This window comes from Legionella maceachernii, from assembly GCF_900167045.1.
GTDB classification, from domain to species: domain Bacteria; phylum Pseudomonadota; class Gammaproteobacteria; order Legionellales; family Legionellaceae; genus Tatlockia; species Tatlockia maceachernii.
This window is the reverse complement of record NZ_FUXJ01000008.1, coordinates 89,824-105,265: the sequence shown is the minus strand read 5'-3', so window position 1 is coordinate 105,265 and position 15,442 is coordinate 89,824. Positions and strand designations below refer to the sequence as shown.

The following is a 15,442-nucleotide window of genomic DNA, read 5'->3' as shown; positions in this document are numbered from 1 at the left end:
GGATAATTCATGAAATTTACAGATTTATTTATCAAACGGCCGGTTCTCGCCACAGTGGTCAGTTTGTTGATTTTTTTGTTTGGTTTAAATTCAATTTTATCCATGCAAATCCGTCAATATCCGCGCATGGATAACACCGTTATTACAGTAACAACAAGTTATCCTGGTGCTGATGCTAAATTAATTGCGGGATTTATTACGACTCCTTTAGAGTCCGCTGTGGCTAGTGCTGAGGGAGTCGATTACATGACCTCCTCAAGTGTGCAGGGCCTGAGCACGATTACTTTAACGATTAAGTTAAATTTTGACCCTCAAGTCGCTTTTACCGATGTGATGTCTAAAGTGCAACAGACCCTTAATAAATTGCCTCATGAATCTCAACAACCGGTTATTATAAAAAGCTCAGATACGTCTACCCCGCTTATGTACATTAGTCTTGATAGCCAAGATATGACACCGCAACAAATCACAGACTATGCAACACGCGTCGTGCAACCGCAAATAGAAACGGTTGACGGTGTGGCAAAAGCAGAAATTTTAGGTGGTGCTACCTATTCGATGCGAATATTTCTTGATCCCGTTAAGATGGCTGCGCTTAATATTGCCCCCTCTGACGTATCCAACGTGTTGGCACGCAATAATTTCCTCACCGCTGCCGGAAGCACCAAGGGGGAATACGTTTCGCTCAATATGACCGCTAAAACGGATTTAAACAGCGCAGAAGAGTTTAGCCAATTGATTGTGCGCGCCAATAATAATTCCATTATTCGCCTGCGAGACATAGGTAGAGTAGAGTTAGGTTCTCAAGACTATAACACCACGGTACGCTTTAACGGTAAAAAGGCCGTTTTCATTGCCATCACCCCCACTCCGACAGCTAATCCGCTAACCGTAATCACGAATGTGCGCAAGATGATGCCTTCCATTCAACACGAATTTCCACCGTCATTAACTGGTACCATCGTTTATGATGCCACGGATTTTATTCGCGCCTCAATTGATGAAGTAATGCACACTATCATGGAATCCGCAGCGATTGTGATCTTAGTTATCTTTTTATTTCTAGGCTCTCTACGCTCGGTCATTATTCCAGTTGTTACCATTCCCCTATCTCTTATTGGGGTCTGTACCTTAATGCTCTTTTTAGGGTATTCCATCAATCTATTGACCCTGCTCGCTTTTGTTTTGGCCATTGGTTTGGTGGTTGATGATGCCATCGTTGTGGTGGAAAATGTACACAGGCATATTGAAGAAGGCCATACGCCTTTCCAGGCTGCCCTCATTGGCGCGCGCGAAATTGCCGTTCCTGTGATCGCGATGACCATTACTTTAGCCGCGGTTTATGCGCCCATTGGATTCATGGGCGGATTGACCGGCGCTTTATTCAAAGAGTTTGCTTTTACCTTAGCTTGTGCGGTCATTATATCGGGGATTATTGCTTTAACCTTAACACCGATGATGTGTTCTAAAGTGCTGTCAGCGGATATTTCTAATGGTCGCCTTGTCCATTTTCTCGATCAAAAATTTAATCGGTTGAAAGAACGCTATCAGCGCGCATTGCATAGCCTACTAAATACACGCGCTATTATGCTAGTCTTTGCTGCAGTGGTTTTATTGATGTTGCCTTATTTATACACCCATACACCGCAAGAAACGGCCCCTGAAGAAGATCAAGGGTTTTTCTTTGTGGCAAGCCAAGCGCCTCAATATGCCACTATCAATTACCTTGAGACTTATACGAAACCTTTTGATGCAATTTACAAAAGCTTTCCTGAGGCAGAACATTATTTTACTGTCAACATGGGTTCCCCCATTTCCGGCATGGTGTTAAAGCCTTGGAATAAACGTGAGCGCAGCCAATTTGCGTTAAAAGAACCTTTGCAACAAAAACTAGATGAAGTGACTGGACTTAAATCGTTTGCGGTCATCCCACCCCCGCTTCCAGGCGGCGGTAGTGGCACGCCCATTCAATTTGTGATTAAAACCACCAATGACTTCCAAACCCTGTTTGCTCTTTCTAATCAATTGATTGAGAAAGCCCAAAAAAGTGGTCTCTTTATCTACATGGATAATAGCCTTAAATTCAACCAGCCTGAAATTGAGTTTCAAATCAATCGTTCTAAAGCAGCCGATTTGGGCATTGATATGCAAGCGTTGGGAAGCAGTTTAACCAGTGCGTTATCCGGCAATTACATTAATTATTTTAATTTGCAAGGCCGGAGTTATCAGGTGATTCCGCAATTGGAGAGGCAGTACCGTTTGACTCCTGAACAATTAGGGCAGATCTTTGTGCGCACCGTTTCAGGAACCATGATTCCCATTTCCACGGTAGTGACTGCAAAAGAAAAAATTCAGCCTAATGCAGTATCTCATTTTCAACAACTCAATTCAGCCACTATACAAGGTGTTACCATGCCGGGTACCACTTTAGGGCAAGGATTAGCTTATCTAAAAGAACAAGCCGATGAACTGCTGCCTAAAGGATTCAGTTATGATTATGGCGGACAATCAAGGCAATTCATTCAGGAAGGCAATGCCCTCATTTTTGCATTCTTTTTAGCCATCATCGTCATTTTTCTTGTCCTGTCGGCACAGTATGAGAGCTTTCGCGATCCCCTCATTGTCCTTATCAGTGTGCCCATGTCGATATGCGGAGCCCTTATTCCACTGAATTTAGGCGCAGCCTCAATCAATATTTACACGCAGGTCGGGTTAATTACGTTGATAGGTTTAATTAGTAAGCATGGTATTTTGATTGTTGATTTTGCGAATCAATTACAACGAGAGAAAAAACTGGACCGCAGAGCGGCGGTGGAGGAAGCTGCTGCAATCCGTTTACGTCCCATTTTGATGACGACAGCGGCGATGGTTTTTGGGGTTCTACCTTTATTGATTGCCAACGGTGCGGGGGCGGTAAGCCGTTTCGATATTGGCCTGGTCATCTCTGCTGGGCTATTAGTGGGCACTGGTTTTACTCTATTCGTGGTTCCTACCATGTATACTTATTTAGCTGCGGATCATCGCCATGATGACGATGACAATAAAACGGAGAAAAATAAAGGTAGAAGAAATAAATTCGCCTCGTTGATGAAAAAGCTTAAAACAGAACGTGACTTGGAAGTACAGTAATTCACATAAAAAAGGCCGACCGATTACTAAAAATTAGTCATAGCTCACGCCCCTTCTTATCCGGCTTGCCAGGAACATAGAGAAAAGTTTGATGCTGTTTTATCCATGAACCAGGTTATGCTAAAATTCGCGACTTTCACCAGTACAGGTTAAACCCATGGATACAACTTATTCTCCGCAAGACATTGAGCAAACATGGTATAAAAAATGGGAAAGTCATCACTATTTTGCTCCTCGCGGTGAAGGCAAAAGCTATTGCATTATGTTACCTCCACCGAATGTGACTGGCAGTTTACACATGGGCCACGGGTTTCAACACACTTTAATGGATGCACTTATTCGTTATCAACGCATGCAAGGATTAAAAACCCTCTGGCAACCTGGTACTGATCACGCTGGCATATCAACACAACTCGTAGTAGAGCGTAAGTTAGAGAGTGAGGGACTGAGCCGTAAAAACATGACCAGGGAAGAGTTCTTGGAGCGGATTTGGCAATGGAAAGAAGAATCAGGAAATACCATTACCAGCCAGATGCGCCGTATCGGTTCTTCAGTAGATTGGTCTCGAGAGCGATTTACTATGGATGAAGGCTTATCTGCTGCGGTGCAACGCGTTTTTGTGCAACTCTATGATGAAGGATTGATTTACCGCGGCACTCGTTTAGTGAATTGGGATCCTAAACTGGGTACTGCCGTTTCCGATCTGGAAGTGATCGCTGAAGAAGAAGAGGGTTTTCTATGGCACATCCGCTATCCTCTCGTTGATTCTAACGAATCAGTAGTCATTGCAACGACCCGACCTGAAACGCTGCTCGGTGATACCGCAGTCGCCGTTAACCCTAACGACCCACGCTACCAACATCTCATTGGCAAGCAAGTGCAGCTTCCCTTATGCGATCGGGTTATTCCCATCATTGCGGATGAGTATGTTGACCAAGAATTTGGCAGTGGATGCGTAAAAATAACGCCGGCTCATGACTTTAATGATCATGAGATAGGTAAACGGCACGATTTACCAGTCATTAATATCTTAACTAAAAAGGCAACTATCAATAAAAATGCGCCCGTCGCTTATCAAGGCATGGATCGTTTTATAGCACGCGATCAAATTGTTCAAGATTTGGATAAAGCAGGGTTGCTCGTCAAAACAGAACCTCATCAATTAAAGGTTCCTCGTGGTGAGAAATCAAATGTCGTCATTGAGCCGCTATTAACGGATCAATGGTACGTCAAAACAAAACCCCTGGCAGAACCAGCAATCGAAGTCGTCAAAAAAGGCGAAATACGATTTATCCCCGAAAATTGGACAAAGACTTATTTTCAATGGATGGAGAATATTGAAGATTGGTGTATTAGCAGACAATTATGGTGGGGACATCGCATTCCCGCTTGGTATGATAGCCAAGGGCATGTGTATGTTGGCTACAGTGAAAATGATGTCCGCTTTAAATACAAGCTTGATCAATCCACTCCTCTAAAACAAGATGAAGACGTTCTTGATACTTGGTTTTCCTCTGCTCTTTGGCCTTTTTCAACCTTAGGTTGGCCAGAACGAACTCCCGAATTAGAATCGTTTTACCCGACTTCGGCATTGATCACCGGATTTGACATCATTTTCTTCTGGGTTGCACGCATGATCATGATGGGCTTGAAATTCACTGGAAAAATTCCTTTTAGGGATATCATTATCACCGGCCTTATCCGTGATAGCGAAGGCCAAAAAATGTCTAAGTCGAAAGGGAATGTCCTTGATCCAATTGACATTATTGACGGCATTGACATTGAAAGCTTAGTCGAAAAACGCACATCCAACCTTATGCTTCCTTCAGTACGGGACAGAATTGCCAAAGCAACTCGCAAAGAATTCCCCGAAGGCATCCCTGCATTTGGTACGGATGCGCTGCGTTTCACTTTCTGTTCGCTCGCTTCCACCGGGCGTAATGTGCGCTTTGACACGGGCCGTGTGGAAGGGTATCGGAATTTTTGTAATAAATTATGGAATGCTTCTCGCTATGTTTTACTCAACACCGATGAAGAGCAAGTTGATTTTGGAGATGGCGCTTTCCAATATAGCCCTGCCGATCAATGGATCCTCTCTCGTTTACAACATACTATTGCGCAATGCCACCATTACTTTGAAACGTATCGTTTCGATTTGTTAGCAAATACCTTGTATGAATTTGTCTGGCACGAGTATTGCGATTGGTATCTTGAACTTTCTAAGCCTGTGCTATATGACCCGCAAGCGTTAGGCGCAATGAAACGTGGAACGCGTCGAACTTTAATCCATGTCCTTGATCATATCCTCAAATTACTGCATCCGATCATGCCCTTCATTACCGAAGAAATCTGGCAGCGCACGAGTAAATTCACCAGTCAAAATGGAGAAAGTCTCATGCTCAGCGCCTATCCTCAAGTGAACGAAGAATTTATTAACCCAGAGATTGAGGAAGAGCTATCATGGCTAAAGACAGTCATCCAATCCATTCGCACCATTCGCAGTGAGATGACTATTTCTCCAGCTAAATTAATTCCGTTGTCATTGCGTAATGTAACACCCGCAATAAAAGAACGAATTGAAAAATATCATGCTACTTTAATGGCTTTAAGCAAACTCACTCATATCCATTACATGCAAGCACAAGAGCCAATCCCAGTCTCTGCCACTGCTGTTGTCGGTGAATTAGAGTTACTTATCCCCATGGCCGGCCTAATTGATAAAGAGGCCGAGTTGTCGAGGCTTACTAAAGAGCTGGCAAAATTGGATAAAGACATAGCGCTGGCCGAAGGCAAGCTTAACAATCCTAAATTCACGGATAAGGCACCCGCGGAAATCATTGCCAAAGAACAGGAAAAATTGGCGCAAGCAAAGCTTACCAAAGATAAGTTATTACATCATAAACAGACTATTGAAACGCTTTAGCAACAAGCCTAGTTGGCGCAGTGCGACAGCTAGGCTACACTTGCAAAATAATGGATTATGGAGTCAATAAAATGGATTTGATTGTGCCGAAATACATCCAAAATGCCTTAGATAAAGCAAACATCACTATTAATGGTGATAAGCCCCACGACATTAAACTCCTCGATGAAAGCGCTTTAAAACGTATTATTACTGACGGTGCATTAGGTTTAGGCGAAACTTATATGGAGGGATGGTGGGAATGTGAATGCCTTGATGTCCTTTCTTACCAACTTTGCGTCGGTGAAGTGTATAGAGCAATAAAGCCCAATTTCTTTCAATTCCTTTATCATCTTTCAACCAAACTCATTAATTATCAGACGCCTAAAAAGTCAAAGCAAGTTGCGCAGCAGCACTACAATTTAGACAATCATTTATTTGAACTCATGTTAGGCAAAAGCATGGCTTACAGTTGCGCTTATTGGCAGAATGCGAATGATCTTGATTCAGCCCAATGGGCAAAATACGAACTAGTCTGTAAAAAATTATATTTAACTTCAGAAGATACACTTTTAGATATTGGCTGTGGTTGGGGAGGATTTGCTGCTTATGCCGCTGAGCATTATGGCTGCAACGTAGTGGCCATCAGTATTTCATCGAATCAAATTTCTTATGCCAAAGAACATTTTGGTCATTTGCCGATAGAATTTCAGATCGCGGATTATCGCAGTCATTCCATTTATAACCCCACAAAAAAGCAATTTACCAAGCTCGTGAGTATTGGCGCTTTTGAACACTTTGGCTATAAAAATTATGTTTCTTTTTTTCAATTGATGAGGGAGCAACTAAGCGACGACGGATTATTTCTACTGCACACCATAGGAAATAATGAGACCGCAATCGCTACGGATCGCTGGATTAACAAATACATTTTTCCTAATGGATATTTACCTTCGATGGTGCAGATTTCACAGGCTTTGGAGTCTGCTTTTCTAGTTGAGGATTGGCATAATTTCGGTGCTTATTACGACAATACACTATTAGCTTGGAATCAAAATTTTGCAAATAACTGGGATGCACTAAAATCTCGTTTCGATACTCGTTTTTATCGCATGTGGCAATACTATCTATTAATGTGCGCCGGTATGTTTAGGGCAAGGGCTGCGCAACTCTGGCAGATTGTGCTATCTAAATCAGGTGTTAAAGGGGGGTATGAGAGTATTCGGTAAGAATACTCTTTTGTAATAGGCCAACCTCCTCGACAAGGGGTAGGTGACCTAAGACTATTCCCTCTTCCCACAAACACGATGCCCAATCCAAATCGCCAAAGCCAACGTGGATAACATGGCAAGAAAGACACTGTAGCCATACCAACCCGGCCCCACCAAGGTTAAAGCATCTGGCGAATGTAAAATAGAAAAAGGGATAGCAAGTAAAACATCAATTAATGCGGCGCCAGCAACAAGTCCACAGGCCACTAAGATGCCTTTTTGCTTGTTTGCATGTTTCTTCTCATTCGATATAGGACGCTTATTGATTCGTCGATGAACAGCTAAAGCAATCATCCCTCCTAAAAATAAAGGAACAGATGACGCAATAGGCAAATACATACCAATAGCCACCCCTAAAACTGACAGCCTAAAAAAGCGCCCTATTTTAAATAGGTAGTTAATGATTAAGAGTAACAAAATAATTGCAGCCCCAATAAACATCATCGTCCAGGGTAAAGTGTTACGAAACACCGCTTCCGTAATGGCCGCCATTAAAGCAGCAGTAGGTGCAGGCAAAGATTGACTGATATCCATTCCTTCATGGGGCATTACCCCTGCTATTCCGTAGACGTCGAACAATAACTGCATGACTGGAGGAATCACTAGAGAAGAAATCACTACGCCAAGCAAAAGCATCACTTGCTGACGCCAAGGTGTAGCTCCTACTAATTGCCCCACTTTTAAATCCTGCGTATTATCGTTAGCAATGGCAGCAATTCCTGTCACAACAGAACCAATGATGATAGTAATGGCCTCAGCTGCTTTGATTTGCCCGTCCGTTAACGGCAAAGGCAAGGCGTGGTTAATCACGGTCAAGAGCGCCCACGCAGCAAAAAGCATGCCGGCAATAACGACTGAACTCCCAGGGCTTGCGGTCACTCCAACCATGCCAGAAAAATAGCCAGTAATCACTGAAAATAAGAAACCAATCACCAGCACATACAAAACAGCCCCAAAAATGAGAGTAGGTTGAAACCCTTCGTCTAAGCCAACTTCAGCCAAAGGGAAAATGAATTGGAAGAATAAGAACAATATGGCGGCCATGATAACCACCCCAATTAAAATAAAAGGCAGAGGAATATCTCTATCCGTTCGAGGTAATTGTTTTGCCGTTTGACTTTTGGCAATGAAAGCATTGAAGGAAACACTCATGCTCTTTGCTAATGGCTTAATTAATCGAAGAAAAGTCCAAGTGCCGGCAAACAACATCGCTCCAATACCTAAATAGCGCATTTCGCTATTCCATAAAAGCGTAGCGGCTTTATCCGATGGATAATGTAAGAGAAAGTGTGGATAAAATTGGCTTACAATCGGCATTGCGATAAGCCAAGAAATAATCGCACCTAAGAAAATACTGATCGCCATTTCATGGCCAACTAAATACCCCGCCCCGATCATCGTGGCTGAAAAACCAACCCCAAAACCAAATAAAGAACGCTTCGCAGTAAACCAAAAAGACCAACTACTCGCAATGATTTTAAAGCCTGCTTGAAATAATTCGATTACCCCGCCAACTAACCCTCCTAAGAAAATATCACGAATACCCACTTTCTCAGCGGAGGATTTTAGGACTTCAGCGATTGCTCGTCCCTCTGGAAATCTTAATATAGGCTCATTGACCAAGACTCGGCGTAGCGGAATAGAAAATAAAACACCTAAAATACCACCACATGCAGCGATGAAAAAATTAGTGAGGTAATCAAAACCATGCCAATACTGAATAATGATTAATGCTGGAATAGTATAAACAATCCCTCCAGCAACTGCCTCCCCAGCAGAAGCTGCTGTTTGTACCGCATTATTTTCAAGAATGGTAGCATTTTTGAACAAGCGCAAAATGCCCATAGAAATGATCGCTGCAGGAATTGAAGCTGAGGTCAAAATACCCAGTTTAAGTGCTAAATACGCATTGGATAATGCCAATAACACCGTAAGAACAATGGCTAAAATGACACTACGTACTGTTAACTCAGCAATTTTCTGATCCGCGGCAATAAACGGACTTGGTGTATTCATGGGTTACCCCAAACAGAGTTCGCTATTTCGGGGCGTAAAAGATTGCTCAATTCTGTCTTAGAAATCTTCACTTTTTGTGGACCGTAAACGTAAGCAGCCACCTGATAAGTATCAAATACAATGGTTATCCCTTCTTTATTGAATAACCAGGTTTGATAATTTTTTATTGTTGGTTCGGTTCCTTTTGCAATCCAATCGTCATCGGAGATTTTCTTCTTTTTCATCGCCCTACGACTTATCTCAGCGACTTTAGCTAAGTAATTAGTTTTTGGTTTAAATAATTGATCCATTGTTATTTCTTGGCCATTTAAAAAATTTAACGACCGTACACTGTTTGCAGGATGCGCAGCACCTTGAGTGTAAGCAGAGATGGAGAAAAAGAGACTCACGGCATGTGCATTTTGAAATACGGTTTTATAATCAATGTATAAACTGCTTTTTCCTGACTTAGCAACCGATAATTCACCTTTGCTGCTCTTTAGAGAAACTTCTTTCTGCAATCGAGTCACTAAATTTAAAACGGCAGTGTCGATTCGTTTATCGGTAAAGCCTTGAGGGTATTTAATTTGCAGATCCATTTCAGGTGTCTCTTTTTTTATCGTGACAGTCTGTGAATCCAAGGCCCAAGTACTTATCGAAAAAAACAACAGGACGGTCACACAAATCGACCTTCTCATCCACCACTCCTTAAATAACCTAATTTTCTAACCACTGACCTGCCACCATGGTATGATGAGGCAGCGGATACCCAAAATGATAACAAAGTGATGCACTATCATTCACCGACCAACGCACTAAATCAGCCACTAATCCAGTACCGATGGTGCCAATTTCTGTTTCTAAACCCAATGCCCTTGCTGCTTGATAAGTGACACCTGCTAAAGCTTCAGGTACGGTGAGTGAGAACAATTGGCAAGCCATATTTAACATGAGCAATAAAGAAGCTGTTGGCGATGTGCCCGGATTAGCATCCGTAGCAACTGCAATGCCTATATTCTTTTCACGAAGAAGCGATAGAGGGGGTTTATGCGTTTCTCGTAAAAAATAATAGGCACCAGGTAAAAGCACCGCAACCGTTCCACTGCGCGCCATAGCAGCTGCTCCGCGTTCATCTAAATACTCTAAATGATCGCAAGACAAAGCGCTGAAATGGGCAGCCAGCTCACTTGCTCCCAAATTAGATAATTGTTCTGCATGGCATTTAATGGGCAAAGACAATGCTTTTGCTCTAACAAATAGCTGTTCGGTCTGTTTAAGAGTAAATCCTATGGACTCACAAAATACATCCACCGCATCCGCAAGACCTGTTTCTGCTATGGCAGGTAGCATTTCTGAGCAAAGAAAATCGACATACCCTTGTTGATTATCTCGGTATTCAGGAGGTACTGCATGGGCGCCAAGAAAAGTCGTTTTAACCCTTAGACCACTTAATTCGCCTAAATTTCTTGCGACACGAAGTAATTTCAGTTCTGTCTCTAAATTAAGCCCGTAGCCCGATTTAATTTCGACAGTAGTCACTCCTTCAGCGCGCAAAGCTAAAATTCGAGGTAAAGATTGTTGTAGTAATTCCTCTTCTGAAGCAGCTCGGGTAAGTCTCACTGTGGATAAAATGCCTCCGCCGGCTTGGGCAATCTCAATATAGCTTCTCCCTTCAAGGCGCTGCTTAAATTCATTAGCACGATTTCCTGCATAAACAAGATGAGTGTGACAATCAATCAAACCTGGAGTGACTAAATTATGGCTGCAATCTTCAATTACTTTTGCTTGCTGCTGATATTCTAACGGTAAATCAGTCTGATTACCGCACCAGATAATACGCCCATTCGCAATGCCTATTGCCTGTTCTGCTAATTGCATGCCTTTCGCATTGATTATTGTCGCGTTTAACAGCAATCGTTCACAGGCGTGCATGATTACTCCCAATGGGGTACTTGATGTGGTGCAGCAAGCCAAAATGAGTGATGACTCTTATCATAAATATCCCATTCTTTAGACACATAAGTTGCTCTGTCTACGTCGAGTAACAGCCAGCTTAAGAAAAGAGCAACAGTCTCTGCCGACACTAATTTATTTTCATTTTTGAGAGTATGAAAAAAATTCCGTTTTTCCGTTTCCATAAATTCTGCATGGCGAATTACTCCTTGCATATCCGTATCAATAATACCAGGCATGACACTCGCAAAAGCCAAATGCGGATTTTCAAGTTGCCAGCACCGGGTTAGCATTGCTAAGCCTGCTTTTGACACACAATAACCAGACCAACCCACCACGGGAAAATAAGCTGCTCCTGAACCGATATGCAAAACGCGACCATGCTGGAGCTTATCCAATAGAGATTGGGTTAAAAATAGCGGTGCATCGAGATTAGTCGCTATGATTTGATGCCAAGCCGATTCATCGATTGCAGAGATGGAGACGATGGGTTCAATAATGCCAGCATTATGGATTAATCCTTCCAAAGAAGGAAGTTCTCGCAAATGCGCTGTAATCTGCTTTCGTCCTTCGGGTGTTGACACGTCAGCACAAAAATACTGAATTAATGGGGAAAACGCGGACGCTTCGACAAGAGTGTGCTTACGTCGTCCAATAATCATCACTTCTTTATCTCGAGTCGCTAAAGCCTGTGCTAAAGCAAGACCTATCCCTGACCCTCCTCCTGTGATTAGAAACATGCCTCTCCCCAGTAATTAGCTCCAAGTTGAATGTATTTCAATTGCTGATTGACCTAATCAAAATTGTGGCGATAATATCAGACCTAAGATCAATTCGCACGATTTTAGCAGAAACTCCCATTGCAAACTAAATAGTCTAAATTTTGGCAAGAGTTCAAACGAATGTATCGCGCATTTTTTGAACTAAAATCTAACCGATTTGTTGTTCAGTGGGAACTTCTGAAGTCTGAAGCGAAACGCAGTTGAAATACCTACCACAACCTGGCAAAGTGGTATGCTTTGTGGCGGAATTAACATTTAATGCAAGGAGTGTTATCAATGAAGAAATCCATGCTGTGTGCAGGATTAATAACTGTTTTAAGTACAGCAGTGTGTGCTGAAAGCAATGGAAGTATGGTGAATGTCAATGCTGAACCAGTAGCATCCGTTCCTACAAATACTCAACTAGCGCAGAATTCGGCCTCTACTGAATTACCAGTTACAGCACAAATCATTGCCTCCGGAGAGGTAAAAACACCTTCAACTCAAGGTTTACAACTACCTGCTGATAAAGGGACTCAAACGCCTTCAACGACTAATCCACTTCCCGCTTCAGGTAACCCTACACCAACGAGCACGCCGATGCCAGCTGCAGGGTCTTCGAATACAGGCACCCCGTCGTCTTCTCCGACGAACACAAGTACACAATCTTCTGCCAATGCGCAAACGCCGGGCAATGAGACAACAAAAAAATCTACTGCTACTGCGACATCCCCTGCTGTGAATGCCGCATCACCCGCTAACAATAAAACTTCCGAAGGTGCGTCTTCAACAAACGCCCCCTCTACCACGACCCCAACCACCGATACTTCACTTCCTGCTTCAGGCACAGCAACACCTGCTAGCCCGACACCGGCTTCAAACACCGCACCGGTTTCAGGAACAGCGCCAAGTACTAATACTACTTCTCCTACGAATGGTAGCGCTAATCCAACTACGAGTGGAACTCCTACATCGCCTGCGCCGTCCGCTCCGGGAGCAACTACTACGGCCCCTGCTACAGGAACTCCAAGTACTGCTACTCCAGCAGCCACACCGCCGCAACCTCTTAACTGCACCTACCGTATTCCTGCTGAAACGACGCATATTGAGCAAACGATTGTGATGAAATGGGCTGAAAAAGCGGCAGAGCAATCTTTCGATTTTGATCACGATACTATTGATAGCCAATTAGCAGCCCTAAAATCCTGCTATACGGAACAAGGCTGGCAAGGATTCAATGATGCATTACAAAAATCAGGGAACCTTAATGCAATTAAATCACAGCAGCTTACAGTGAGCTCAATGGTTAACGGAGAAAGCAAAATCACTGAGATTAAGGATAATCAGTGGAAGGTCAGCATCCCTATGCAAGTGGTTTATCAGAACGATAAAGAAAAATTGACTCAACCACTTACTGTCAATTTGGTAGTTGGCCGTAAAATTTCAGGCGACTTAGGTATTATGCAAATGATTGCTATCCCAAGCCAGACAACAAGTACCGATAATGGAACAATGCCTACTGCATCGGCACCGGGAACTACTACAGCTCCAATCACACAACAACCTAATCAGCCGTAAAGCTAGACGACATACCCCTTGTCATCTCGAGCAAAAGCGAGGGACCTCCCGACTCTTGGCAGTAACCCCATCCAGGGGATCCCTCACTGCGTTCGGGACGACAACAACCTCTGTCATCCCGAGCAAAAGCGAGGGACCTCCCAACTCTTGGCAGTAACCCAAAAAGGAGATCCTTCGCTTCGCTCAGGAGGCCCCCCATGTCGGCTAGAATTATTTAAAATGGATCACATAGCGAAGAATGAAGTTTGTTCCCTGAGGGCGATTCCTTGCGTCAGCCTCAAAATACAGATTAAAGAATAAAAATTGATCTTTAGTAAAACCATAAAGCATTCCTGGCCCAAGTGCCCAAACTCGTTCACGTCGGCCGGGAGCCTCAACATCGTTAACGCGAGTATCGGTGATTTGCTCAAAGAAATAGCCATTTATGCCTAAGTGAAATTTCTCAGTGATGGCATAATCGGTTGCAATATCTGCAAATATCGCTTGCCCAGCTTGTGTTGAAAAAGCTGAAGGTCCAAAAGCATCGTTCGGGTTATGATTTTTTGCGTTCCACAGGTAGTGAAGACGGTAGGAAAGATCCCATTTAGGGGTAAACCAATAGGTGACCGCCCAATAAGGATTCAACGACCAAAAATTAGAGCTCGCATTGACGGCAAACGCCTTATCGTAGTGACCAATAGGAAACACAATGTCTAAATCAAACCGCTGTACGAAGCGCGGACCTTTTCCATCCTTACGCATAATGGGATCAAACTGTAAGGCAGGACCAATAAAAAGATCACCAGCGCCGTCAGAAGCCCTTAATACTGGTTCTGGTAATCCATCATGGACGCTTGCATGAATCAACCACGGCAAAAGCACCGAGAGCCCTAAATTTGCTCCTAATACTTTTTTTGTGGAAACATAGATAAGTTGCACTATATCAGCTGTTGCATTTAAATCGGTGCGGGGAAAAGGTAATTGCCGCCCTTTCTTATCGGTTAATTTATCTACTGTATAGTATTGCGCATAGTTCTGCAGATAAAGTCCTGGTCCGGAGGGGGGGCCACCATCTAAAAAGCTGGTGTAACCCAAATTAACAACCGGTTCGTCGTAAGCAAAAACCATGGATGAAAAAACAATGCAGGCAAAACTCAACAAGCCAAGCAATGTTTTGGTCCTTTTCATAAAAATCTATCCTTAGACAATTAGCTCACAGTAGAATAACGAGTTTGACCATACCTTGGAATACAAAAGATAAAATCTTGCTATCCCGCACCACTTTCATCGGGATAAGGCAATATCGTCACCTGCGTCCCTATAGTAATAAATTGCTCATTTAACCATTTAGCAGCACTTGGAAGTACACGAACACACCCATGACTGGTATTAGCATAAGGCACCTCATAGGCAGCATGAATAGTAAATCCTCTAAAGAAATACATGCAGTAAGGCATTTTTGCTCCTCCAGTGGTTTCTACAGGGTACTCACCGGAGCGGCAATCGAGCCCTCGTTTATTGTAAACGCGGAATGTTCCCGTGACTGTACGGCAGGACTCGTTGGGATTTTCATCGCAAACATCTTTACCACCGGAAGCACTGCCTGTCATTACACGATTGCCTTCCTCATCGTAGGCAGCCCACGCGTAAGCCTTAGGATCAAAGATGAATTGTTTTTTGCCTGTTGCAGGCGCTTTCATGGGAAAGTATTCGCGTCCCCGTTTATCACGAAGATAGTGGGTTGTGCGATGCACGAAACCTGCATCATCAGTAATTAGGGTTGATTCATCATAATATTCCATACAGCCAGTTAACCCAAGGCACAGCGCACTAGCCCACAACAACTTTTTCATGGTAGAAATTTCTCTCTCTTA

At 43.2% G+C, this 15,442-nt stretch carries 10 protein-coding genes; 4 read left to right on the top strand and 6 right to left on the bottom strand.

Going from position 1 to position 15,442, the window contains the following annotated elements; all coding sequences use genetic code 11:
• The first annotated feature begins 9 nt into the window (after nucleotides 1-9).
• The 3 genes from B5D33_RS08355 (at nucleotide 10) to cfa (ending at nucleotide 7,260) form a co-directional block, all read left to right on the top strand.
• Nucleotides 10-3,129, top strand: coding sequence for an efflux RND transporter permease subunit (locus tag B5D33_RS08355; RefSeq protein WP_078767388.1), 3,120 nt, complete (start codon nucleotides 10-12; stop codon nucleotides 3,127-3,129).
• A 157-nt stretch (nucleotides 3,130-3,286) separates the two neighbouring features.
• Complete coding sequence (locus B5D33_RS08350) at nucleotides 3,287-6,052, top strand: valine--tRNA ligase (RefSeq protein ID WP_058451249.1); 2,766 nt, start codon at nucleotides 3,287-3,289, stop codon at nucleotides 6,050-6,052.
• Nucleotides 6,053-6,123: 71 nt separating this feature from the next.
• Nucleotides 6,124-7,260, top strand: a complete 1,137-nt coding sequence (gene cfa / locus B5D33_RS08345; RefSeq protein ID WP_058451248.1) for a cyclopropane fatty acyl phospholipid synthase — start codon at nucleotides 6,124-6,126, stop codon at nucleotides 7,258-7,260.
• Nucleotides 7,261-7,314: 54 nt separating this feature from the next.
• On the opposite strand, the gene B5D33_RS08340 is transcribed toward cfa, so the two are convergent.
• From B5D33_RS08340 to B5D33_RS08325, 4 genes are read right to left on the bottom strand one after another with little or no spacing between them, the layout of a single operon-like run.
• Nucleotides 7,315-9,318: an OPT family oligopeptide transporter gene (locus B5D33_RS08340; RefSeq protein ID WP_058451247.1), complete on the bottom strand. Its 2,004-nt coding sequence runs from the start codon at nucleotides 9,316-9,318 to the stop codon at nucleotides 7,315-7,317.
• Nucleotides 9,315-9,995 carry a DUF3298 and DUF4163 domain-containing protein gene (locus tag B5D33_RS08335; protein ID WP_058451246.1) on the bottom strand — a complete coding sequence of 227 codons (681 nt, stop codon included), beginning with the start codon at nucleotides 9,993-9,995 and terminating at the stop codon, nucleotides 9,315-9,317. The genes B5D33_RS08340 and B5D33_RS08335 overlap by 4 nt, the downstream gene beginning before the upstream one ends.
• A 19-nt stretch (nucleotides 9,996-10,014) precedes the next feature.
• Nucleotides 10,015-11,229: an imidazolonepropionase gene (gene hutI, locus B5D33_RS08330; RefSeq protein ID WP_058451245.1), complete on the bottom strand. Its 1,215-nt coding sequence runs from the start codon at nucleotides 11,227-11,229 to the stop codon at nucleotides 10,015-10,017.
• Nucleotides 11,230-11,231: 2 nt separating this feature from the next.
• Nucleotides 11,232-11,990 carry an SDR family NAD(P)-dependent oxidoreductase gene (locus tag B5D33_RS08325; protein WP_058451244.1) on the bottom strand — a complete coding sequence of 253 codons (759 nt, stop codon included), beginning with the start codon at nucleotides 11,988-11,990 and terminating at the stop codon, nucleotides 11,232-11,234.
• Nucleotides 11,991-12,308: 318 nt separating this feature from the next.
• Here B5D33_RS08325 and B5D33_RS08320 point away from each other — a divergent pair, with 318 nt between their 5' ends.
• Nucleotides 12,309-13,589 carry a DotI/IcmL family type IV secretion protein gene (locus tag B5D33_RS08320; RefSeq protein WP_234802485.1) on the top strand — a complete coding sequence of 427 codons (1,281 nt, stop codon included), beginning with the start codon at nucleotides 12,309-12,311 and terminating at the stop codon, nucleotides 13,587-13,589.
• Nucleotides 13,590-13,799: 210 nt separating this feature from the next.
• Here B5D33_RS08320 and B5D33_RS08315 read toward each other — a convergent pair whose 3' ends face one another.
• Nucleotides 13,800-14,756 (bottom strand): SphA family protein, encoded by a 957-nt coding sequence (locus tag B5D33_RS08315; RefSeq protein WP_058451241.1) that lies wholly within the window; start codon nucleotides 14,754-14,756, stop codon nucleotides 13,800-13,802.
• 80 nt (nucleotides 14,757-14,836) lie between these two features.
• Nucleotides 14,837-15,421, bottom strand: coding sequence for a L,D-transpeptidase (locus B5D33_RS08310; protein WP_058451240.1), 585 nt, complete (start codon nucleotides 15,419-15,421; stop codon nucleotides 14,837-14,839).
• Nucleotides 15,422-15,442: the final 21 nt, after the last annotated feature.